The organism is Streptosporangium sandarakinum, from assembly GCF_050942225.1.
Classification (GTDB): domain Bacteria; phylum Actinomycetota; class Actinomycetes; order Streptosporangiales; family Streptosporangiaceae; genus Streptosporangium; species Streptosporangium nondiastaticum.
Map to the genome: position 1 here is coordinate 1640738 of NZ_CP192034.1, position 22199 is coordinate 1662936.

The following is a 22199-nucleotide window of genomic DNA, read 5'->3' on the forward strand; positions in this document are numbered from 1 at the left end:
GCCACCTGGCGAAAGAGCGAAAAGCCAGGATTGTCGCCATGGAAACACGGCAGCTCACGGGCGCGGCGGACACCGCGACCGCCGGCCTCGACGACGTCATCGAGGTCGGCGGTCTCCGGCAGAGATACGGCGGCTTCGAAGCCGTGCGCGACGTCTCCTTCACCGTCGCCAGGGGCGAGATCGCGGCCGCGCTGCACCTCACCGAGGGAACGGTCCGCAACCACCTGTCCGCCGCCATCACCAAGCTCGGCGCCGCCAACAGGATCACGGCCATCCGGGTCGCCCAGGAAAAAGGTTGGCTCTGAGCAGAATCTTTTCCCCTCCCCGGGGCAGGCCGTCCTCTGAGAGCCAGAGGTCCGCGAGGGGGTCCCGTCGTCTCACAGTCCGGCATCAGCAAACCCGCACCATGTGACCGCCCGCCGCGTTCACGTGCCGCGGTCGTGTCCGGCCCGCGCCCCACGGCCGGATCTGAGGAGGAGGAGGCATGCGCGTCGCTGAGAACCCCGAAGCACAGGTGGTCGACATCGGGAACCGTCTCGACGTGGGCACCGTCGCCGAGGTGCGCCCGCGGCTGCACGAGGCCGTCGACACCGGGCAGGGCGACCTGATCGTCGACCTCTCCGGCCTGGAGATGATCGACGCCACCGGGCTGGGAGTGCTGGTCGGCACGCACCGGCGCGCGGTGGCCGCCGGGCGCCGGCTCATCCTGCGCCGGGTGCCGCCCAGGGTCATGCGCGTGCTGGCGGTGACCCGGCTCAACCGGGTGCTCACCGTCGAGCTCCCGGTGGGCGCGGTCGCCTGATCCACCGCGACCCCGGATCCCGGACCTCCGGGAAACGATCCCGGCTCCCGCGGCGCCACCGGACGGTGCGCCCCCCTCATGCCACGAAGGACCGGTGGAAGACGTGCACGGCGGCGTCGATCAGGTGGTCCACCTCGGGCGGGTCGTCGGCCAGCACCCATTCGGTGAGCAGCTCCTGGATGGCTCCGATGACCCCGAGGGCCAGCAGCCGCCGGTCGATCCCGGCCGGGCCCGCCAGGGCGGGGTCACCGGGACCGATGATCTCTACGGCCTCGAAGAAGCCCGCCAGGGCCTGCTCGCGTGCCTTGGTGAGGCAGCCGCCGGCCCGCCGTACCTCCAGATGCATGAGGCGGGCCCGCCGCCTGTCCTCGGTGACGAAACCGATGTATCCGCCGATGCCCGCCCTGATCCGTTCGAGCAGCGAGTCGGGGGCCTGCGCGACGGACTTCGCCACCGACGCCAGCGACTCCTGTACGCACCGGTCGTGTACGGCCTCCATCAGCTCGTCGCGTCCGGAGAAGCACTCGTAGAAGGCACGGTTCGAGATGCGCGCGGCGGCGCACAGCCGCTCGATCGTCGTCTCCGGGAAGCCGGGATCGCAGTAGAGCGTGTACGCCGCGGCCATCAGGCGTTCCCGGCGGTCCGCCAGTCGCTCCTCGGATGACATTCCCCGATAGGGCCGTCCATTCACGTCAAGCTCCCGGCGTTGTCGTGAGCTTGACAAATCATCGCTTTATCACTTCCACCCCAAAGTTATGGCCCCAGAATCCACCATTATGGGTGCAAGATCCGTTTTTCTGGAAGAGTCAGAAGGTCACATGTTCCGGCCTCCATGTAAGAAGGTCAGGGATCTGACCAGCCGGTCAAACGCTCCGGGAGGCCGGGATGGAGAACGTGGGGAGGTTTTTCATTCCGGGCGGCAATACGGAGTTCCGAAAATGGGGTTCGGGTCGATCCGAAAAGCCGTATGGTCCCGTGGCTCCCGGGAAACCGCCGGTTCCGTGACTCTGGGAAACCGGCCGGTTTCGTGACTCCCGGAAAGCGGTCGGCCCCGGGACTCCCGGAAAGCGGCCGGCGGCGGGAGGGTGACGGAAGAGCACCGGGACGCCGCCACCCCTTCTGTCCGCCCCGGGACGCGCCGCGCCTCCCGGCCGGGGGGACGCCCGGAGGGCGGGGAGCCGTTCAGAACAGCGTGTCGGTGCGCTCGATGCCCCGCAGCGCGTCGTAGTCGAGGGTGACGCAGCGGATGCCACGGTCCTCGGCGAGCGTCCTGGCCTGCGGCGCGATGGCCTGGGCCGCCAGGACACCGGCGACGGGGGCGAGCAGCGGGTCGCGGTTCATCAGCTCCAGGTAGCGCGTCAGCTGCTCCACGGCGTCGATGCCCGCGCGACGCTTGAGCTCCACGGCCACGGTCGCGCCCTCGTGGTCGCGGCACAGGATGTCCACCGGCCCGATCGCCGTCATGTACTCACGGCGGACCAGCGTCCAGCCCGCGCCGAGCGTGGTGATGTGCTCGGCCAGCAGCTCCTGCAGATGGGCCTCGACACCGTCCTTGATCAGGCCCGGATCGACGCCCAGCTCGTGGGTGGAGTCGTGGAGGATCTCCTCCATGGTGAGGACGAGCTTCTCGCCGCTCTTGCCGTGGGTCACCGTCCAGGTGCCCTCCTCCTCGCGGAGCCGGCACGGCGGGTTCATCCAGTTGAGCGGTTTGAACGCCCTGTCGTCGGCGTGCACGGACACACTGCCGTCCGCCTTGATGAGGATGAGCCTCGGTGCCATCGGAAGATGAGCGGTGAGCTTCCCGACGTAATCCACACTGCATCGCGCGATGACCAGCCGCATGGGGGCCAACCTTACCGCCGGAACACCGGTGCCGGTGGCCGAGCCCGCGGATCCGGTGACCTGCACCGACGTTGAGCTGGTTTTGGGGTGGTTTTGGGGAGAGCGGGAGACCTCTGGGAGACTGGTCGGCATGACGTGCAGCTTCGACCGGGCCGGAGCGGCCGCCCCCGGCGCGACGAGCGCCGTGGCCGCCGAGGTCCTCGCCCCCGCGCCGCCGCCCGGCCGCCTCGTCACGGCCGGGGTGCGGAGCACCCGCGACCTGCCATGAGCCCCCGCCGGTCCCGCCGCAAGGACCCCTTCGCCCGCGACGGACGCGGCGGGCGCGGAGGCTCCGGCCGGCCGCCGTCCTCCCGCCCCGTGGGGATGTTCGTCGCCGGTGTCGACCAGGTCGAGGAGTGGCCGGACGGCGACTGGCACGTACGGCGGGTCACCGGAGCCGGGGCGGACAAGACCTACCGCTGCCCCGGCTGCGACCAGGAGATCAGATCCGGCCTGCCGCACCTGGTGAGCTGGCCCGCCTGGACCGGCGGGGAGGACGAGCGCAGGCACTGGCACACCGCGTGCTGGCGCCACCGGACCAGGCGCGGGCCGGGCCGGACCAGATACTGAAAGGCTGCCGGAGGGCCGCCGTACGGTCCCGGCGCCGAAGGGCGCCGACGGCGACCGTACGGTTCCGTGCCCGCCGGCGCCGGCCACGACACGACGTCACGAAGTGAGGAACACATGGAGATCCGGGCCTCCACGGTGCTGCCCGCGCGCAGGGAGCCGATCGAGCTGGTCACCGCCGACGGGCTGACGCTCGTCGGAGAGCTGGCCCTCCCGGCGGACCGGCCCCCGGCCGCCACGCTGGTCTGCCTGCACCCGCTGCCCACGCACGGCGGCATGATGGACAGCCACGTCCTCAAGAAGGCGGCCAACCGGCTGCCCGCGCTGGCGGACCTCGCCGTGCTGCGGTTCAACACGCGCGGCACCACCTCCGACCGGGGCACCTCCCAGGGGGCCTTCGGCAACGGTGAGGACGAGCGTCTCGACGTCGCCGCCGCGCTGGAGTACGCCGAGTTCCACGACCTGCCCCGGGCCTGGCTGGTGGGCTGGTCCTTCGGCACCGAGCTGGCGCTGAAGTGGGGCCGCGACCCGCTGGTGGAGGGGGCGATCCTGCTCTCCCCGCCGCTGCACCGGGCCACCGACGCCGACCTCGACGGCTGGGCGGAGTTCGGCCGGCCGCTGACCGCGCTGGTCCCCGAGTTCGACGACTACCTGCGGCCGGCCGAGGCCCGCGAGCGTTTCGCCCGGGTGCCCCAGGCCGAGGTCGTCGGGGTGGACGGCGCCAAGCACCTGTGGGTCGGCGAGCCGTACGTACGGATCGTCCTCAACGAGATCGTCCAGCGGGTGAACCCGGCCGCGCACCCCCTGCCCACCGAGATCCCCGAGTCGTAGCCCGGCCCGGCCGGCGTGGTCGCCCGGCCGGTACGGTCCGCCCCGGGACGCGGGGCGGCGCGGCCGCCCGGACGGCCGGGAGCGCCGATACGGGTCGGCGCGGCGGTCCCGGCCATGCCGCTTCGCGCGTCAAGGGATGTCAGATCCGGAACGCGCGACTACCGTGGATCTGTGCATCTGTACACCCGGTCGGCGGGCGAAGGAGTTCCGGTCGTCCTGCTGCATGCGTTCCCCCTGTCCTCTGCCATGTGGCTGGCCCAGCGCGAGGGCCTGTCCGCACTCTGCAAGGTCATCACCCCCGACCTGCGCGGCTTCGGCGGCTCGGTGCTCGGCGACGAGGAGCCCTCCCTCGACGTGATGGCCGACGACGTCGCGCGGACGCTCGACCGCGAGGGCGTCGATCGCGCCGTCGTCGGGGGGCTGTCCATGGGCGGCTACGTGACGATGGCCCTGTGCCGCCGTCACCCCGACCGGCTGATGGGGGTCGTCCTCGCCGACACCAAGGCGAGCGCCGACCCCGACCAGGCCCGGGCGAACCGCGAGCGCATCGCCGCCGCCGTGGTCGAGGACGGCTCCGCCGTACTGCTGGAGGAGGTCCTCCCGCCGCTGGTCGGGCGGACCACCGCCGAGCGCCGGGCGATGGTGTACGGCAGGGTGCGCGGGCTGGTCCAGTCGGCCCCGCCGCGGGCGGTGGCGTGGGCCCAGCGGGCCATGGCGGCCCGCCCCGACTCCTTCGACACCCTGCGCGGGCTCAAGGTGCCCGCGCTGGTGCTGGTGGGGGAGGAGGACGGCCTCACCCCGCGGGGCGACGCCGAGGCGATGGTCGAGGCGGTGCCCGACGGACGGCTGGCCGTGATCGAGAAGGCCGGTCACCTGAGCGCGGTCGAGCAGCCGGAGGCGTTCAACCGCGCGCTGGCGGGCTTCATCGCCGAGCTGGCGGGGCGGGCGCAGCTCGGCGGCTGAGCGCGAACCGGTCCCGGGGACACGGACCTGGGAAGTCGAGGACCCGGGGACGCGGGGACCCCGGAGGACGAAGAGGAGCCCGGCGATCCACACGGATCGCCGGGCTCCTCGGATCAGCCGTCTCAACGCCTCCCGATCAGCGTCCCCCTACTCCTGCCACCACTCGGCGTCGTCGTCCTTGGTCTCGGTCCTGGACGCCGGAGCCGGGGCCGGGGCCGGGGCCGGCGCCGCGGCCGGGGTCTCGGCCGGGGCGGAGATGGCCGGCTTGGCCGGGGTCGGGGCGATCGCCGGCTCCGGGTCGGCGGCCGGGAGCGGCGCGCCGCCGAGCAGCTGGCGCAGCTGCGCGAGGTGGCTGGTGATGCTGTCGCGCTGCCGGGTCAGCTCGTCGACCTGGCGCTGGGCGACCGAACGGCTCCGCTCGGCCTCGGTCTTGGCCTCGGAGACGATCGTCTCGGCGTTCGTCTTCGCCTCGGCCACGAGCTGGTCGGCGTTCTTGCGGGCGTTGGCGAGCAGCTGCTTGGCGTGGGTGTCGGCGTCGCGACGGGTCTGCTCGGCCTGCTGGGTGGCCTTGGTGGCCCGCTGCTCGGCGGTGGCGGCGCGCTGCTCGGCCTCGGAGACCATCCGCTGGGTGTTGGCCTGCGCGGTGGCGTGACGCTCGGCCTCCTGGCGCTCGGCCTCCTCGCGCCGGGCGGCGAGCTGGATCTCGAACTCGGCCTCGTCCTGGGCGCGCTTGGCCTCCGACTCCTCCAGGATCCGCTGGGCCTGGGCGCGCATCTCGTCGGCCTGGCGCTTGGCGGTGGTGAGGATCTCGTCGCGCTCGCGCTTGGTCGAGGCCCGCAGCTGGGCGACCTCGCGCTCGGTGGTGGTGCGCAGCTTGGCGATCTCGCGCTCGGCGTCGGCGCGCTTCTCGGCCACCTCGTGGTCGGCGGTGGCGCGCAGCTTGGCCACCTCGCGCTCGGTGGTGGAGGTCAGCTCGTCGGCCTCGCGGCGGGCGGTCGAGCGGATCTCCTCGGCCTCGCGCTCGGCGGTGGTGCGCATCTCGTCGGCCTCGCGCGTGGCCAGGGCGCGCTTCTCGGCCGCCTCGTTCTCCGCGGCGGCGCGCACGTCGGCGGCCTCGACCTTGGCCGCGGCCCTGATCTCGTTGGCCTCGGAGCGGGCGGCCTGGACCAGCTCGGTGGCCTGCTCCTCGGCGAGCCGGAGCAGCTGCTCGATCCGCGCGCCCAGGCCGGAGTAAGTGGGGCGCTCCTGCTCCTGCAGCTGGCGCTGGGAGTCGGCCAGGTCGCGCTGCAGGCCCTGCACCTGCTCCCTGGACTGGCGCAGCTCGGCGTCCACCTGCTTTAGATGATCATGGACCTGGTGCCGGTCATAGCCACGGAGCACCACGTCGAATTCCCGAGCGGGGGTGTCTTCAAAGAAGTTGTTGAGCTGGGCGTCGATGTCGGACTGCATGGAGGCTCGATCCTGGGTTGTCGAGACGGCTACACGGGGCGGACGAAGGATTCGGACACCCAAGGTGGGGGCCGTGGCGGGACCCACGTCCGGTGATAGGCCAGCGTACTCTGGAGTTGCCGCGTTGGCGGTCCCCTCTGACTTTCTGCGTGACTTGTTACGTATGAACCCTTCCTGTATGTGACGCGGCACCCGGCCGCCACGTTGACGCCGGTCGGAAGGGCGTCGACCGCGTCCGGCTGCCGAGTCGACGAAGATCGGCGGGCGCGTCGACGACGACCGGTGGGCGCGCCGGCGTCCGGTCACCGCGTCGTCAGTGTCCGGTCACCGCGCGGTCAGTGTTCGGGCGCCGCGCGGTCAGTGTCCGGTCACCGCGCGGTCAGTGTCCGGGCGCCGCGTCGCCGGTGTCCGGGGCCTGCACCAGCTCGGTCAGCACCCCACCCATGTCCTTGGGGTGGAGGAAGGCGATCGACGACCCCAGCGTGCCGTGCCGGGGCTCGGCGTCCAGCACCCGGACGCCCCTGCCGCCGATCTCCCGCATCGCCTCCGCCACGTCCGGCACCCCGAACGCCACGTGGTGCACCCCCTCCCCGCGCTTGGCGAGGAACTTCCCGACCGGGGTGTCGGGGCCGAGGGGCTCCAGGAGCTGGATGTAGGAGCCGCCGCCCTCGCCGTCGGCGATGTGCAGCATCGCCTCCTTGACGCCCTGCTCCTCGTTGGTCTCGCGCGTGACCACCCTGAGGTCGAAGGTGCGCTCGAAGAACGCGATCTTCTCCTCCAGGTCGTGGCAGGCGATACCCACATGGTCGATGCGCATGAACATATGGACGGCCTCCATGGCGATCGGTCCGGTACTCATGGGTATGGTGGCAAAGTCGTTCGGAGACTCGCCAGGAGGCCCCTGCTCATGTCTGGTTCCGTCATCGTCGCCGGAGCTCGCACCCCCATCGGACGGCTGCTCGGCTCGCTGTCCGGCCTCACCGCCGCCGAACTCGGCGGCATCGCCATCAAGGCCGCGCTGGAGCGCGCCGGCGTCGCCCCCGAGACCGTGCAGTACGTGATCATGGGTCAGGTCCTGCAGGCCGGGGCGGGGCAGATCCCCTCCCGCCAGGCGGCCGTCCTGGCCGGGATCCCGATGATCGTGCCGTCGCTGACCATCAACAAGGTCTGCCTGTCCGGCCTGGACGCCATCGCCCTGGCCGACCAGCTCATCCGGGCCGGCGAGTTCGACATCGTGGTCGCCGGCGGCATGGAGTCCATGTCGAACGCCCCGCACCTGATGCGCGGCCTGCGCCGGGGCGTCAAGTACGGCGACGCCACCATCGTCGACTCGATGGCCTACGACGGCCTGACCGACGCCTACGACCAGATCGCGATGGGCGAGTCCACCGAGCGGCACAACGTCCGCCTGGGCCTGACCCGCGAGGAGCAGGACGACTACTCCGCCCGCTCCCACCAGCTCGCCGCCGCCGCGATCAAGAACGGCACGCTCGACGACGAGATCGTCCCGGTGCCGGTCCCGCAGCGCAAGGGCGACCCGGTGCTGTTCTCCGCCGACGAGGGCGTGCGCGGCGACACCACCGTCGAGGTCCTGTCGAGGCTGCGCCCGTCGTTCGTCCCGGACGGCACCATCACCGCCGGCTCCGCCTCGCAGATCTCCGACGGCGCCTGCGCGGTCGTCGTGATGTCGAAGGCCAAGGCCGAGGAGCTGGGCCTCGACTGGCTGGCCGAGATCGGCGCGCACGGCAACGTCGCCGGCCCGGACAACTCGCTGCAGTCGCAGCCGGCCAACGCCATCAAGCACGCCCTCGCCAAGGAGGGCATCACCACCGGCGACCTTGACCTGCTGGAGATCAACGAGGCGTTCGCCCAGGTCGTCCTGCAGTCGGTCAAGGAACTCGGCGTCCCGCTGGAGAAGGTCAACGTCAACGGCGGCGGCATCGCCATCGGCCACCCGATCGGCGCGTCCGGCGCCCGCATCGTCCTGACCCTCGCCCACGAGCTGAAGCGCCGGGGCGGCGGGACCGGCGCGGCCGGCCTGTGCGGCGGCGGCGGTCAGGGCGACGCCCTGATCATCCGCGTCCCCTCGGCCTGACATGGAGACGTCCAGCCCCGCGGCGCGGCGCGACCCGCTGCCCACGGAGGTCTCCGAACTGGTCGCGCAGGCGCGGCAGGGCCGGCCCCGGGCGGTCGCGCGGCTGATCTCCCTGGTGGAGAACGGCTCGCCGCTGCTGCGGGAGGTCACCGCCGAGCTCTGCGCGGCCCGGCCCACCCGGGCTCGCGTCATCGGGCTGACCGGCTCCCCGGGTGTGGGCAAGTCCACCTCGACCGGGATGCTGGTCCAGGCGTTCCGCAAGCTCGGCAGGCGGGTCGGCGTGCTCGCCGTGGACCCGTCCTCGCCGTTCACCGGCGGGGCGCTGCTCGGCGACCGGGTGCGCATGCAGGACCACGCCACCGACCCGGAGGTCTTCATCCGGTCGATGGCCAGCCGGGGCCACCTGGGCGGCCTGTCCTGGGCGACGCCGCAGGCACTGCGGGTCCTGGACGCCGCCGGGTGCGAGGTCGTCCTCGTCGAGACCGTCGGGGTCGGCCAGGCCGAGGTGGACATCGCCTCGCTGGCCGACACCACCGTCGTGCTGCTCGCCCCGGGCATGGGCGACGGCGTCCAGGCCGCCAAGGCGGGCATCCTGGAGGTCGCCGACGTGTTCGTGGTGAACAAGGCCGACCGCGACGGCGCCCAGGCGGTCGTGCGCGAGCTGCGCAACATGACCGCCCAGATCGAGGGGCCCTGGCGGCCGCCGATCGTGACGACCGTGGCCTCCCGCGGCGAGGGCGCCGAGGACGTCGTCGCCGCCCTCGACGCCCACCTGACGTATCTGGAGGAGTCGGGCGAGCTCGGCCGCAGGCGCCAGGTCAGGGCCCGCGACGAGATCGAGTCCATCGCGGTCGCGGCACTCCGTACCCGCTTCGCCCACCTGCACGGCGACCGGCGGCTCGACGCCCTCGCCGAGCGTGTCGTGGCGGGTGGTCTCGACCCCTACACCGCCGCCGACGAGCTGCTGGACGCCGCCGGCTGACCCCGCGCCGGGCCGTACGGCCCGGCACCGGGTTCGCCCCGGGCGCGCGGTGCCGGCGGGTGGAGCCGGACGACGGGCCGCGCGCCGTACGGCCCGCCGTCCCGTGACCGGCGGGCGGAGCCTACGGCCGGCCGTCCACCGTGACGGTGACCTTCTCGAAGCCCAGGCCGCCCAGCATGCCCTGAAGCATGGCCTTGGTGTTCTGGTCGGCCCGGTCGCGCAGGTCGCTGGCCTGCGCGGCTTCGGCGATCTTCTTCTCGGCCAGCTGGTAGAGCTCGCGCTGGTCGGCCGGGGAGGACGACAGGAAGTCCTGGACCCGGTCGAACAGGCCGCGCTGCTGGGCGTAGACGTAGGACCGCCCGTTGTCGAGGTTGGGCTTCTCCAGCTGCGCGTGCGGCAGCTTCACCGTCACCTCCTTGCGGTCGGGCGAGACGGTCAGCGCGCCGGAGGACAGTCCGCCGAAGTCGACGTAGGCGTCGACGCCGCCGGCGCCCACGAAGAGGGTCCGGGAGCCCTTGACGGCGTCGGGCAGGAACGCGGCGTCCTTCTCCAGGTCGACGATGATCTGGAAGTTGCCGGTGGCCGCCTCGAAGCGGCTGAGGTCGTGGATCGACTGCAGCAGCGCGGGCTGGCTGCGGTCGATCGAGTTCTCGCCGAACGGGTTCAGCCGTGTCCAGACCAGCCAGGCCGCTCCGGCGACGATGGCCAGCGTGACGACGACCCCGGCGAGGAGGCGTAGGCCGCGCCCGCGACGTGGCGGGGACGCCCCGGGGGGTGCCTGTGGAGAAGCGTTCACGACGATCTCCTTCCCCCCACGGGGTCCTTCTCACGCCCGCCGGCCCGGCCGTGCCCCCGGAGACCGTCCCGGGCGCCGGGTCGGGAGCCGCCCGGCGGTCCGGCGGCGCGCCTCAGCGGTCCGGCATGGCCGGCGTGGACCGGCGGGCCTCAGCGGTCCGGCATGGCCGGCGTGGACCGGCGGGCCGAGGTGGCCGGGGCCGTCCGGGGAGGGGCGGGGCGCCCGCCGCGGTGGGCGCCCCGCCCGGCGTCCCGTAGAGGGCGGACGCCTGGGGAGCCGGCCCGGCGGACGCCGGGTATCCGCCGGGGACCGGCGCGGCCGGCTGCGCGACCTGCGGGACCTGCCCGCCGAAGTCGCCGCTCTGCAGCCCGCACCCGGCGAACCGGTCGTAGTGCGTCCGCAGCCAGTCGCGCCGCTGGGTGTCGGTGAGGCCCGCGAACCACGCGGCGGCGTACTGGTGCTCGGCCGCTGCCCGGCCGGCCAGCCACGCGACCACGATGTCGCGGTACCCCTGGGCGGTGGTGCCGGCGCAGCGCGGGGCCAGGCTCTCGACGAACTCGGCGGCCGCCTGGTCGGCGAACCCGCTGGACAGGTCGTCCACGTGGATCGGCACCGAGCCCGGCGGCAGCGGCGCGTCCTCGCGCCGCGGGCGCTGCTCCAGCCGGGAGAACTCCCCGGGCGTCCCGGCCAGCCGGGAGGCGATCCTGACGAACGCCGAGCCCAGCTCAGGCAGCCCGTCGCGCATCCCCGGGTGCACGCAGACCATGATTGGCCACTCCTCGCAGCTGTAGACCACCCGCTGCGCGGTGACCGTCCGCGGCTCGTTGAGCAGCCGGGCCATCCCGGCCGCCGCGGCGAGCACGGCGAGCAGCGCGCCGGCCAGCGCGAGCGACTGACGCGTCACGACCGCGGCCCAGCCGAGCAGCAGCACCGCGCTGATGCCCAGCAGCCAGAACGTCTGGTCGGCGAACGCCGCCGTGCTCAGCCCCTGGAAGGGGTCGTACGGCTCGCGCGTGGCCGGGGCGAGCCGGTCGGCCCAGGTCCCGCTCCGGGCGAGCCAGGCGAACAGGCCGTAGCAGCCGAGCCCGGCGATCACCGGGGTGATCGTCCAGGGCAGCAGCCACCCGGTCACCCAGCCGATGGCGACGTACAGCGCCAGCCCGGCCATCCCCATGAGCAGGCCGCTGGGCGGCAGCCGTCCGGACTGCTCGCCGAGGATCGTCCGGACGGCGAGCACCAGCGCCGTCGCGGCGAACGCCACGGCCGGCACCGCCGCCACCGCCAGCGGCGTGCGCACCGCGCGCCAGGTGGTCGGCAGCCATCTGCCGCTCTCACGCCGCCTGCGCACCGCCACCCAGGCGGCGAACGCCGCCGACACCGGCCCGGTCAGGCGGAGCGAGCCGATCATGGCGACCACGGTGTTCTCCCAGGCTCCCACGCCGGGTATGAGGACGCTCCACGCCGCGGCCAGCCCCAGCACGAGCAGGACGGCGGCAGCCACCAACGCGCTCTGCTGGAGTTCTTCGCGTGAAACGCCCCTGTGCTCACGCACCGGCGTGCGTGGAACGCATCCACGCCGCGTCGGCCGGCCATGAGCTCACGTGGCGCACGAGCGCCATCGGATCGTCGTTCATCAAGCACCCCCCGTGCTGTGAATGTGCGGTGGCCGGTCCCCTCGGCAACCGGTCCGGCGTGCATCCCCCGCAGCCGGACTGAGACGGCGCGACTTTGGCCGCGCCCTCACCATTCGATGTGGGAACCATAACTGAGCGTGACGTTTGGCGCCCGGGTTCTTGGTGAAGCGGTCAATCTTGTGACTCTACGTATACGGGCGAACCGGGATGAGCTCGCGCTACCGTAGCTCTGTGGCTACAGGTCAGCTGAATCTGCCGTTCGACCCCATCGAGCGAGCCGCCCGGACGTGGCGCGTTCACTTCGGGCCGTCCTCGGCCATGGCCGCCGTCACATCGATCATGAGAGCGCACCAGATCCTGCTCTCGCAACTGGACACGCTACTCAAACCGCATGACTTGACCTTCGCCCGCTACGAGGCGCTGGTGCTGCTGACCTTCAGCAGGACCGGGTCGCTGCCGCTGTCGAAGATCGGCGAGCGCCTGATGGTCCACCCCACGAGCGTGACCAACACCGTCGACCGGCTGGAGCGTGCCGGGCTGGTCCGGCGCATGCCCAACCCGCGCGACGGCCGGGGGGTGCTGGCCGAGATCACCGACAGGGGCCGGGAGGTCGTCGAGGAGGCCACCGCCGACCTGATGGCCGACGGCTTCGCCATGACCATGTACGGCGAGGCCGAGCTGGAGGAGATGTTCGGCCTGCTCCGCACGCTGCGGGTGGCGGCCGGCGACTTCGCGGACTGAGTCCCGGCGGGCCGTACGGCTCCCGCGCCCTCCCGGCGGCGGTCTCGCCTTCCCGGCGAAGGCACCCGCGTCTTCCCGGGGCGGCTCCCGTTTCTTCCCCTGCGCCTTGACCGGAAATTATTAGGACGTCCTAGTATCTCTCCTGGGGGGTGTCCCGGGTCCAGCCCGTCACGAGCGGCGGTCCGCCGACGTCCTCCACGAGGCCACGAGCCACGAGGCCACAAGCCGCACACGAGCCGCGAGCCGTACAAGGGAGTGGGCATGAACGCCGAGGAGATCGAGGCAGGACGGGCGCGCTGGCAGGAGCGGTTCTACCGGACGGCCAGGCGGCCGACGGAGTTCCGGACCCTGTCGGGGCTGGAGGTGGAGCCCGTCTACGGGCCCCAGAACGACGACCCGCGGATGGAGCGCATCGGCTGGCCGGGGGAGTACCCGTTCACCCGCGGCCTGCACGCCACCGGCTACCGCGGCAAGACATGGACCATCCGGCAGTTCGCCGGGTTCGGCAACGCACGGCAGACCAACGAGCGCTACAAGATGATCCTCGCCGCGGGCGGCGGCGGGCTGAGCGTCGCCTTCGACATGCCGACGCTGATGGGCCGCGACTCCGACGACCCGCGCTCGCTCGGCGAGGTGGGCCACTGCGGCGTGGCGATCGACTCCGCGCTCGACATGGACCTGCTCTTCGACGGCATCCCGCTCGGCGACATCACCACCTCGATGACGATCAGCGGCCCGGCCGTGCCGATCTTCTGCATGTACGTCGTCGCCGCCGAGCGGCAGGGCGTGCCGGTCGGCAGGCTGAACGGCACGCTGCAGACCGACATCTTCAAGGAGTACATCGCCCAGAAGGAGTGGCTGTTCGCCCCCGAGCCGCACCTGCGGCTGATCGGCGACCTGATGGAGTACTGCGCCGCCGAGATCCCGGCCTACAAGCCGCTCAGCGTGTCCGGCTACCACATCCGCGAGGCCGGCTCCACGGCCGCGCAGGAGCTGGCCTTCACCCTGGCGGACGGGTTCGGCTACGTGGAGCTCGGCCTGTCGCGGGGCCTGGACGTCGACGTCTTCGGGCCCGGCCTGTCCTTCTTCTTCGACGCGCACATCGACTTCTTCGAGGAGATCGCCAAGTTCCGGGCGGCGCGGCGGATCTGGGCGCGCTGGATGCGCGACGTCTACGGCGCCAAGACCGACAAGGCCCAGTGGCTGCGCTTCCACACCCAGACCGCCGGGGTCTCCCTCACCGCGCAGCAGCCGTACAACAACGTGGTGCGCACCGCCGTCGAGGCGCTCGCGGCCGTGCTCGGCGGCACCAACTCGCTGCACACCAACGCCCTGGACGAGGTCCTCGCGCTGCCCTCGGAGAAGGCCGCCGAGATCGCGCTGCGCACCCAGCAGGTGATCATGGAGGAGACCGAGGTCGTCAACGTCGCCGACCCCCTCGGCGGCTCGTGGTACGTCGAGGCGCTCACCGACCGGATCGAGGCCGAGGCCGAGGCGATCTTCCAGAAGATCCGCGACATGGGCTCCGACGGGACGATGACCTCCGGCATCCTGCGCGGCATCGAGGACGGCTGGTTCATGACCGAGATCGCCGAGGCCGCCTTCGACTACCAGCGCAAGCTGGAGAAGGGCGACAAGCGGATCGTCGGGGTCAACTGCCACACCTCCTCCGTCGAGGAGCCGCTGGAGATCCTGCGGGTCAGCCACGAGGTCGAGCGCGAGCAGAACCGCGTCCTCGCCGACCGCCGCGCCGCCCGCGACCAGAAGGCCGTCGACGCGGCGCTGGCCGAGATGACGCGGGTCGCCGCGGGCGAGGGCAACCTCATCCCGCCGATGCTGGACGCGGTCCGCGCCGAGGCCACGCTGGGTGAGATCTGCGACGCCCTGCGCGGGGTGTGGGGCGTCTACAGCGAGCCCGCCCGCTTCTGAGCGCCCCCGCCGAGAGCCACCGCCTCCCTCCGGGCCCGCCGTGGAGCGGGCCCGGAGGGAGGCGAACCCAGGGTGGCGATTCTGCGCCGCCTACGGGATACGGCAGGATTGGAGTCATGAGCCCAGCGGACTTCAAACGACCCGGATCGCTGTACGGTGCCGTGGATCTCGGCGCGCGCAAGCAGGCCATGGAGGCGCAGGCCAAGCGCGAGGCCGCCGCCCGGGAGGGCGGCGGGACCGCGGCGCAGGTGATCCACGCCGATGACGCCACCTTCGCGACGGAGGTCGTCGAACGCTCCATGAACAGCCTCGTGCTGCTGGAGCTCACGGTGACCCGCGCCGAGCAGGCCAAGGAGTACAGCCTGCTGCTGGACAAGCTGGCCGCCGAGAACGCCGGCCGGTGGGTCCTCGTCCGGGTGGACGTGGAGACCAGCCCGCAGATCGCGCAGGCCCTGCGGGTGCAGAACGTCCCCGCCGTCTACGCGATCTTCCAGGGGCAGCCGGTGGCGGTCGCACCCGGCATCGCCACCGAGGAGCAGCTCCGCGACTGGCTGGCGCAGCTCATGCAGGCCCTGGCCCAGTACCTCCCGCCGCCCGGGGAGGGCGCCCCCGAGGGCGACCAGGCCGCCCCGGAGCCGCAGGCCGAACCGGAGATCATCGCCGCCGAGCAGGCCATCGACGCCGGTGACCTCGACGGCGCCGTGGCCGCCTACGAGCGGCTGCTGGCCCGCTCCCCGAACGACGTGGACGCCAAGCTGGGCCTGGCCGGGCTCGGCCTGATCCGCCGGACCCAGGACGTCGACCCCGCCGACGTGCAGCGGCGCCTGGCCGACCCCGCCGACATCGAGGCCCAGCTGCTGGCCGCCGACTTCGAGATGCTCTCCGGCGAGGTGGACGCCGCCTTCGACCGGCTCGTCGCGGTGGTGCGCCGCACCTCCGGCGAGGAGCGGGACCGGGCCCGGGTGCACCTGCTCGGGCTGTTCGACACGCTGCCCGCCGAGGACCCGTCCCTCGCCCGGGCCCGCCGCAACCTCGCCAGCGCCCTCTTCTGAGCGCCGCCGGGGACTTCCGGGGTGCCCGGCGGCGCCCCGGGCCCCGGACGAGGCGCCGCCGGACGCTCCGTCCCCGGTACGGCGGGCGCCGCCGGACGATCCGGCCCCGGTGCGGCGGACGCCTCCGGAAACCGGCCGACGCGGCGGGCGCGGAGAATGCTGAACGCGCTCCCACGGGGCATCAACCGGTCATGCGGGTCGTCACCCTCTCCGCGACGTACGGCACCGCCGGAAGCGTGATCGGTCCGGCGGTGGCCGGGCGCCTGGGCGTGCCCTTCGTGGACCGGGCGATCCCCGGCGAGGTGGCCGAGGTCCTCGGCTGCACGCTGGAGGAGGCCCTGGCCCGCGACGACCGGGCCGAGCACGGGCTGTCCATGCTGCTGTCGGGGGTCATGCGGCTCCCCGCCGTCACCTTCGGCGGCCTCGACGTCTATCTCCCCGGGGCGACGCCGCCGCTCCCGGAGGACTTCGTCACCCACACCGAGCGGGTGATCAGGCGGACGGCGCGCGAGCGGGGCGGGGTGTTCCTCGGCCGCGCCGCGGCGATCGTCCTGGCCGACCACCCCGGCGCGCTGCACGTGCGGCTGGACGCCCCGGTGGCGCGCAGGGTCCTCCAGACCGCGACGCTGACCGGAGTCTCCGAGGGGGAGGCGCGCAGGCTGGTGCGCGACGCCGACCGGGCGCGGACCGCCTACGTCCGCCATTTCTACCGCGCCGACCCGGCCTCGGCGACGCTGTACCACCTCGTGCTCGACAGCACGACCATCCCGGTCGACACGTGCGTGGAGGTCATTGTGACCGCTTCGACCGCGCTGAGCTGACCGAGGTGGGCCCGTTCACTCGTCAGGTGATGGCACGATGGATGCATCCTTGTAGCAAGTCAGTCGCAAAGGAGCGGATGACTGTGGCCACCGTGCCGAGCGTGTCGTACTCCATCACCGTGCGCCTTGAGGTGCCGGCAGGCGGCAAGGCCGTCAGCCAGCTCACCCACGCAGTAGAGTCCGCCGGGGGTGTGGTCACCGCGCTCGACGTGACCACGGCCGGCCACGAGACCCTGCGCATCGACGTGACCTGCGCCGCGAGAGACACCGAGCACGCACAGGCGATCGTCGACAACCTCGGCGAGGTCGAGGGCGTCGTCATCCACAAGGTCTCCGACCGCACCTTCCTCATGCATCTCGGCGGCAAGATCGAGATGAAGTCGAAGGTGCCGCTGCGCAACCGTGACGAGCTGTCCATGGCCTACACCCCCGGCGTCGCCCGGGTCTCGATGGCCATCGCCCGCAACCCCGAGGACGCCCGCCGCCTCACCATCAAGCGTAACAGCGTCGCCGTCGTCACCGACGGCTCGGCCGTTCTGGGCCTGGGCAACATCGGCCCGGCCGCCGCGCTGCCGGTCATGGAGGGCAAGGCCGCGCTGTTCAAGCGGTTCGCCGACATCGACGCCTGGCCGATCTGCCTGGACACCCAGGACATCGACGAGATCGTGCGCACCGTCCAGCTCATCGCCCCCGGCTTCGGCGGCATCAACCTGGAGGACATCTCCGCGCCGCGCTGCTTCGAGGTGGAGCGGCGGCTGCGCGAGCTGCTGGACATCCCGGTCTTCCACGACGACCAGCACGGCACCGCGATCTGCGTGCTCGCCGCGCTCACCAACGCGCTGCGCGTGGTCGGCAAGGAGCTGGGCGAGGTCCGCATCACCCTCGCCGGCGCCGGCGCCGCGGGTACGGCGGTGCTGCGCCTGCTGATGGCCGCGGGCGCGCGCAACATGATCGTCTGCGACTACCTCGGCGCGGTGCACGGCGGTCGCGACGACCTGGACGACACGCTGCGGTGGATCGCCGACCACACCAACGCCGAGGGCTACGCGGGCGACCTGCGTGGCGCGATCAAGGGCGCCGACGTGTTCATCGGCGTCTCCGCCCCGGGCATCCTCAACGGCGACGACATCGCCACGATGGCCGACGACGCGGTGGTCTTCGCGCTGGCCAACCCCGAGCCCGAGATCTCCCCGGACGACGCCCGGGAGCACGCCGCGGTGGTCGCCACCGGCCGCTCCGACTACCCGAACCAGATCAACAACGTGCTGGCCTTCCCCGGCGTCTTCCGCGGCCTGCTCGACGCCCAGGCCAACCTGGTCAGCGAGGAGATGCTGCTCGCGGCGGCCAAGGCGCTGGCCGCCGTGGTCACCGACGAGGAGCTGGGCCCGAACTACATCATCCCCAGCGTCTTCCACGCCGACGTGGCCGGCGCCGTCGCGGCGGCCGTGCGCGAGTCGGCGGGCGGCCGGGCGCGCAGCGGCATGACCGAGGCGTGACCGAGACGTAGGGTCTCCCCGCCCGGGGGACGATTCCCGGGCGGTTCGCGGAGAATCCGGGCCGGGGTGAGCGGCGCGAAGCGGTCCGTACCCCTCATCATGGATGTATGGCGGAAGCGATCTACGTCGGTGGGCTGCTGGTGGCCGCGCCGCAACTCGACGACCCCAACTTCCGGCGCAGCGTCGTCCTGATCCTGGAGCACGACGCCGAGGGCGGCACCCTGGGCGTCGTGCTCAACCGGCCGAGCGACATATCGGTGACGCAGGTGCTGCCGACCTGGGACACGATGGTCACCGGGCCGTCCGTGCTGTTCCAGGGCGGTCCCGTGCAGACCGACAGCGCCCTGGCGCTGGCCGCGGTCCCGAGCGGGCAGGAGCCGCTCGGCTGGCGGCGGCTGCACGCCGGCACCCCGGCGGTGTCGCGGCTGGGCACGGTCGACCTCGACGCCCCTCCGGAGATCCTCGCGGGTGAGATCGCCCAGATGCGGATCTTCGCGGGATACTCCGGGTGGACCGCCGGGCAGCTGGAGGCCGAGATCGGGGAGGGCGCCTGGTACGTCGTGGACGCCGAACCCGGCGACACGTTCTACCCCGACCCCGGCTCGCTGTGGCGGGCGGTGCTGCGCCGCCAGCCGGGCGAGCTGGCCTACGTCGCGACCTGCCCCGACGACCCCTCCATGAACTAGCCCGTACGGCCGGCGCCGCCGTCGCCGTCGGGGTCTACCCCCGGCGGCCCGAGCCGGAGTCCCCGTCCGGGACGGGGCCGTCCCCGGCCGTGCCCTCACCGGAGTCGGAGCCGGGGCCCGCTCCGGAGGCCGTACCGTCGCCGGGCGCGGGGCGGTCCCAGCCGGGGCGCAGTGAGCGCTCGGCCAGCTCCAGCACCCGCTCCACGTGCCGGGTCAGGTCGGAGAGGTCGTTGAGCTCGCCCGGCCCGCACGCCTCCAGGCCCACCCGGATGGCGGAGGTGAACAGCGAGACGACGAAGTGCGGGAGCAGGTCGTCGGGGCTCATGCCCTCACGCCGGGCGATCTCGGCGACCAGCAGCCGCTCGTTCTGCATCATCATGCGCACGCCGCCGGCGAAGAGCGCCGGGGTGGCCTCGATCAGCTCGCGCGCCTTGAGGAACCTGCTCCGGTCGGCGGTGTCGCCCTGCTCCAGTATGGTGATCATAGTGTTCATCGCGCGGCCCAGCGCGGTGAACGGGGGCTCCTCCGCGGGCCTGGCGGCCAGCTCGGCGAGCAGGATCTCCTGCCCGTCGGCGTCCAGTGAGAGGGCGACGTCCTCCTTGGTCGCGAAGTAGCGGAAGAAGGTGCGGGGGGAGACGTCCACCGCGGCGGCGATCTGGTCGACGGTCGTGGCGTCGTATCCCTGCTCGGCGAACAGGTCGAGAGCCGCGTCGATCAGTGCCAGCCGCGTCTTCTGTTTCTTGCGCTCACGCAGGCCGGGCCGGCTCATCCATGTCACCTCTTCGAAACGTGGTGTTCACAGTGTGCCACATGTCATGGGGTGACAAAGTAAATAGTTTGTCAGTTGTCAGTGACTGCCATAAATTACTCCCATATGACGCCTCATCCGGGGCGGCCGAGCCCAAGGGGGAGTTCTCATGGCAGAAGCCAAGACGGTGACCGCGCCGTCGCCGGAAACCGGTCCATCGCCGGAACAGCGACATCCGTGGCTCACCCTCCTCGCGGTCTCGCTCGGCGTGATCATGGTGATGCTCGACGGCACCGTCGTCGCCATCGCCAACCCGGTGATCGCCACGGACCTGAAGGCGTCCCTCGCCGACCTGCAGTGGGTGACCAGCGGCTACCTGCTCGCCCTCGCGGTGTTCCTGATCACCGCCGGCAAGCTCGGTGACCTGTTCGGGCACAAGATGATCTTCCTGGTCGGGGTCGCCGGCTTCGCGCTCTCCTCGCTCGCGATCGGTCTCAGCTCCTCGGTCGGCATGCTGATCGCGCTGCGCGTGCTCCAGGGCCTGTTCGGCGCGATGCTGCAGCCCGCCGCGCTCGCGCTGCTGCGCGTCGCCTTCCCCGGTGAGCGGCTGAAGACGGCGATGGGCGCCTGGGGTGGCATCATCGGCCTGTCCAGCGCCGCCGGCCCGATCGTCGGCGGCCTGCTCGTCGAGCACGTGAGCTGGCAGTCGGTCTTCTTCATCAACGTCCCGGTCGGCGCCGTCGCCCTGGCCGTGGGCCTGTGGGTGCTCGTCGAGAGCAGGGCGCAGACCCTGTCCAAGGTCGACTGGCTGGGCGTCGTGCTGCTGTCGCTCACGATGTTCTCCCTGGTCTGGGCCATCATCAAGGCCCCCGAGTGGGGCTGGGGCGACCCGCTGACCATCGCCTTCCTGGTCGCCACCGTGGTGATCGGCGCCACGTTCGTGTGGTGGCAGTCGCGCGCCGCCGAGCCGCTGGTGCCGCTCAGCCTCTTCGGCAACGCCTCGGTCTCCATCGGCACCGGCCTGATGGTGCTGGTCGCGTTCTCCATGTTCGGCGCGATGTTCTTCCTGACGTTCTTCTTCCAGGGCGTGCACGGGCTCTCGCCCATGGACTCGGGCCTGCGCATGCTGCCGATGAGCGCCGGAATGATCTTCGCCTCGCCGCTCGCCGCGGTGCTGATCGGCAAGCTGGGACCCCGGGTGACGATCTCGGGCGGCATGCTCGTCACCGCCCTGGCGATGTTCCTGCTGTCGCGGCTCAGCCTCGACGCCGCCTTCATCGACAGCGCGATCCCGTTCGTGCTGCTGGCCTTCGGGCTCTCGCCGGTCTTCGTCGGAGCCACCGAGATCATCGTCGGCAACTCGCCCGAGGAGCTCAGCGGCGTCGCCGGCGGCGTCCAGCAGTCGGCCATGCAGGTCGGCGGCGCGCTCGGCACCGCGATCCTCGGCGCGATCGTCTCGGCCCGGGTCGCCGACGTCTACCCGCAGCACTGGGCCGACGCCAAGCTCCCGGCGCTGCCGCCCGCACAGGCCGAGCCGCTGAAGGCACTGGCCCAGTACGGCAACGCGCCCACCGCCCAGCAGATGCCCGGCATTCCCGAGCAGGTCGTCCAGGGCATCACCGACGTCTCGCACCTGTCCTTCCTGGACGGCATGCACCTGGGCTTCACGGTCAGCACGGCGGTCGCGGTCCTCGCCGCGGTGTTCGCCCTGTTCGTCAGGGCGGGCCGCAAGACCGCCGACGCCCCGATCCACATGGGCTGACCCACCGGTCCCGATACGGCTCCCGCCCGGGTGCGGCTCCCGCCCGCCGGGGTGGGAGCCGTACCCGTTTCACGGCTCTGAGCTGCGGTGACGCAACCGGGGAGGGGGTTGGGGGTTCCCATGAACGGTTAGACGTCAGACATGAGAACGATCAACCACTGTTTCGGGATCGCAGCACTGATCACCGTTTCCACGATGATCCTCGCCACCGCTCCGGCTCGCGCCGGCGCCGTGCCGCCCCGGGACTCCCGCGGGGTCCCTCCGCCGGGACCGCCCGTCCTCCGGTTCGGCGACCGCGCCGGCCCCGGCAAGGAGATCGGTGACCGCGCCGACCCCGGCAGGGAGATCGTCGCGGTGAAGAAGCGGCTCAACGAGCTGGGGTTCAACGTGGGCCCGCCCACCCCCGTCTACGACTCCGGGATGCGCACGGCCGTGTGGGCGTTCCAGAAGGCCAACGGGATTCGCCCGGTGGACCGCGTCGACACCCCCACCTGGGAGGCGCTGGTCCGCCCGGCGCGGATCAGACCGCTGGTGCGCGACGGGGAGCCGTCCAGGGTGGAGATCGACCTGCGCCGCCAGCTCCTCACCGTCTGGCGGCACGACAGGCCCGTGCTGGTCAGCCACGTGTCCACCGGCGCGGAGCGGTCCTACTGCGAACGCGGCCACTGCGGGTTCGCCGACACCCCGACCGGCGACTTCCGGGTGGGGAAGCGGGTACGCGGCTGGTCGATGGGCTACCTCGGCGCGATGTACTACCCCGTCTACTTCAACGGCGGCATCGCCATCCACGGCTCCACGCTCGTCCCGCGCTACCCCGCCTCCCACGGCTGCGCCCGCATACCTCTGCACAACGCCGTGCCGCTCTTCCGCCTGGCGCAGCCGGGGGAGCCGGTCCACGTCCGTCGGTCCGCGCCGGAGCGGCGGACGGCGGAACCCGCGCCCCGCCGGTGAGCGCCGCAGCGGC

Annotated in this window: 22 protein-coding genes and 1 pseudogene; 16 read left to right on the forward strand and 7 right to left on the reverse strand. The window is 72.3% G+C overall.

Annotated features, from left to right (window positions below):
* Window positions 1–176: 176 nt before the first annotated feature.
* Both ACQP10_RS07755 and ACQP10_RS07760 read left to right on the forward strand, forming a co-directional pair.
* Window positions 177–305 (forward strand): annotated as a pseudogene (locus ACQP10_RS07755) (response regulator transcription factor); the annotation flags it as partial.
* A 179-nt stretch (window positions 306–484) separates the two neighbouring features.
* A complete protein-coding gene (locus ACQP10_RS07760; protein WP_179819208.1) occupies window positions 485–802 on the forward strand; it encodes an STAS domain-containing protein in 318 nt (105 codons plus the stop codon).
* Between the two features lie 76 nt (window positions 803–878).
* On the opposite strand, the gene ACQP10_RS07765 is transcribed toward ACQP10_RS07760, so the two are convergent.
* Complete coding sequence (locus ACQP10_RS07765) at window positions 879–1469, reverse strand: TetR/AcrR family transcriptional regulator (protein ID WP_179819207.1); 591 nt, start codon at window positions 1467–1469, stop codon at window positions 879–881.
* A 515-nt stretch (window positions 1470–1984) separates the two neighbouring features.
* Window positions 1985–2644, reverse strand: coding sequence for an endonuclease NucS (gene nucS / locus ACQP10_RS07770; protein WP_179819206.1), 660 nt, complete (start codon window positions 2642–2644; stop codon window positions 1985–1987).
* 130 nt (window positions 2645–2774) lie between these two features.
* Here nucS and ACQP10_RS07775 point away from each other — a divergent pair, with 130 nt between their 5' ends.
* The 4 genes from ACQP10_RS07775 (at window position 2775) to ACQP10_RS07790 (ending at window position 5044) form a co-directional block, all read left to right on the forward strand.
* Entirely contained in the window at window positions 2775–2912 is a 138-nt protein-coding gene (locus tag ACQP10_RS07775) for a hypothetical protein (protein ID WP_346022086.1), read from the forward strand.
* Between the two features lie 89 nt (window positions 2913–3001).
* Complete coding sequence (locus ACQP10_RS07780) at window positions 3002–3253, forward strand: ATP/GTP-binding protein (protein ID WP_428837524.1); 252 nt, start codon at window positions 3002–3004, stop codon at window positions 3251–3253.
* A gap of 114 nt (window positions 3254–3367) precedes the next feature.
* Window positions 3368–4081 carry an alpha/beta hydrolase gene (locus tag ACQP10_RS07785; RefSeq protein WP_389993928.1) on the forward strand — a complete coding sequence of 238 codons (714 nt, stop codon included), beginning with the start codon at window positions 3368–3370 and terminating at the stop codon, window positions 4079–4081.
* A gap of 171 nt (window positions 4082–4252) precedes the next feature.
* Window positions 4253–5044 (forward strand): alpha/beta fold hydrolase, encoded by a 792-nt coding sequence (locus tag ACQP10_RS07790; RefSeq protein WP_312873117.1) that lies wholly within the window; start codon window positions 4253–4255, stop codon window positions 5042–5044.
* 147 nt (window positions 5045–5191) lie between these two features.
* Here the strand turns inward: ACQP10_RS07790 and ACQP10_RS07795 are convergent, their stop codons facing one another.
* Together ACQP10_RS07795 and mce are read right to left on the reverse strand one after the other, a co-directional pair.
* Window positions 5192–6493 (reverse strand): DivIVA domain-containing protein, encoded by a 1302-nt coding sequence (locus tag ACQP10_RS07795; protein WP_433541115.1) that lies wholly within the window; start codon window positions 6491–6493, stop codon window positions 5192–5194.
* A 379-nt stretch (window positions 6494–6872) separates the two neighbouring features.
* Window positions 6873–7316 carry a methylmalonyl-CoA epimerase gene (gene mce / locus ACQP10_RS07800; protein ID WP_433541885.1) on the reverse strand — a complete coding sequence of 148 codons (444 nt, stop codon included), beginning with the start codon at window positions 7314–7316 and terminating at the stop codon, window positions 6873–6875.
* 84 nt (window positions 7317–7400) lie between these two features.
* On the opposite strand from mce, the gene ACQP10_RS07805 reads away from it, so the two are divergent.
* A complete protein-coding gene (locus ACQP10_RS07805; protein WP_433541116.1) occupies window positions 7401–8588 on the forward strand; it encodes an acetyl-CoA C-acetyltransferase in 1188 nt (395 codons plus the stop codon).
* Between the two features lies 1 nt (window position 8589).
* Entirely contained in the window at window positions 8590–9570 is a 981-nt protein-coding gene (gene meaB / locus ACQP10_RS07810) for a methylmalonyl Co-A mutase-associated GTPase MeaB (protein WP_389993936.1), read from the forward strand.
* 121 nt (window positions 9571–9691) lie between these two features.
* On the opposite strand, the gene ACQP10_RS07815 is transcribed toward meaB, so the two are convergent.
* The gene (locus ACQP10_RS07815; protein ID WP_346022089.1) at window positions 9692–10366 is read right to left on the reverse strand and encodes a DUF4230 domain-containing protein; all 675 of its coding nucleotides are present in this window, start codon (window positions 10364–10366) and stop codon (window positions 9692–9694) included.
* 112 nt (window positions 10367–10478) lie between these two features.
* On the reverse strand, window positions 10479–11867 hold the full coding sequence (locus ACQP10_RS07820; protein WP_433541117.1) for a hypothetical protein: 1389 nt from the start codon (window positions 11865–11867) through the stop codon (window positions 10479–10481).
* A gap of 340 nt (window positions 11868–12207) precedes the next feature.
* On the opposite strand from ACQP10_RS07820, the gene ACQP10_RS07825 reads away from it, so the two are divergent.
* From ACQP10_RS07825 to ACQP10_RS07850, 6 genes are all read left to right on the forward strand, one after another.
* Window positions 12208–12741, forward strand: a complete 534-nt coding sequence (locus ACQP10_RS07825) for a MarR family winged helix-turn-helix transcriptional regulator (protein ID WP_346022091.1) — start codon at window positions 12208–12210, stop codon at window positions 12739–12741.
* A 261-nt stretch (window positions 12742–13002) separates the two neighbouring features.
* Window positions 13003–14670, forward strand: coding sequence for an acyl-CoA mutase large subunit family protein (locus ACQP10_RS07830; protein WP_179819195.1), 1668 nt, complete (start codon window positions 13003–13005; stop codon window positions 14668–14670).
* Between the two features lie 116 nt (window positions 14671–14786).
* Window positions 14787–15722, forward strand: a complete 936-nt coding sequence (locus ACQP10_RS07835; protein WP_179819194.1) for a tetratricopeptide repeat protein — start codon at window positions 14787–14789, stop codon at window positions 15720–15722.
* Window positions 15723–15913: 191 nt separating this feature from the next.
* Complete coding sequence (locus tag ACQP10_RS07840; protein ID WP_399499853.1) at window positions 15914–16543, forward strand: AAA family ATPase; 630 nt, start codon at window positions 15914–15916, stop codon at window positions 16541–16543.
* A gap of 83 nt (window positions 16544–16626) precedes the next feature.
* On the forward strand, window positions 16627–18039 hold the full coding sequence (locus ACQP10_RS07845) for an NAD-dependent malic enzyme (protein WP_346022145.1): 1413 nt from the start codon (window positions 16627–16629) through the stop codon (window positions 18037–18039).
* 107 nt (window positions 18040–18146) lie between these two features.
* Window positions 18147–18725, forward strand: coding sequence for a YqgE/AlgH family protein (locus tag ACQP10_RS07850; protein WP_179819192.1), 579 nt, complete (start codon window positions 18147–18149; stop codon window positions 18723–18725).
* Between the two features lie 34 nt (window positions 18726–18759).
* Here the strand turns inward: ACQP10_RS07850 and ACQP10_RS07855 are convergent, their stop codons facing one another.
* Window positions 18760–19494, reverse strand: coding sequence for a TetR family transcriptional regulator (locus ACQP10_RS07855; RefSeq protein WP_346022093.1), 735 nt, complete (start codon window positions 19492–19494; stop codon window positions 18760–18762).
* 148 nt (window positions 19495–19642) lie between these two features.
* Between ACQP10_RS07855 and ACQP10_RS07860 the strand changes: the two genes are divergently transcribed.
* Both ACQP10_RS07860 and ACQP10_RS07865 read left to right on the forward strand, forming a co-directional pair.
* Window positions 19643–21235: a DHA2 family efflux MFS transporter permease subunit gene (locus tag ACQP10_RS07860; RefSeq protein ID WP_346022094.1), complete on the forward strand. Its 1593-nt coding sequence runs from the start codon at window positions 19643–19645 to the stop codon at window positions 21233–21235.
* 141 nt (window positions 21236–21376) lie between these two features.
* A complete protein-coding gene (locus ACQP10_RS07865; protein WP_433541118.1) occupies window positions 21377–22186 on the forward strand; it encodes a L,D-transpeptidase family protein in 810 nt (269 codons plus the stop codon).
* Window positions 22187–22199: the final 13 nt, after the last annotated feature.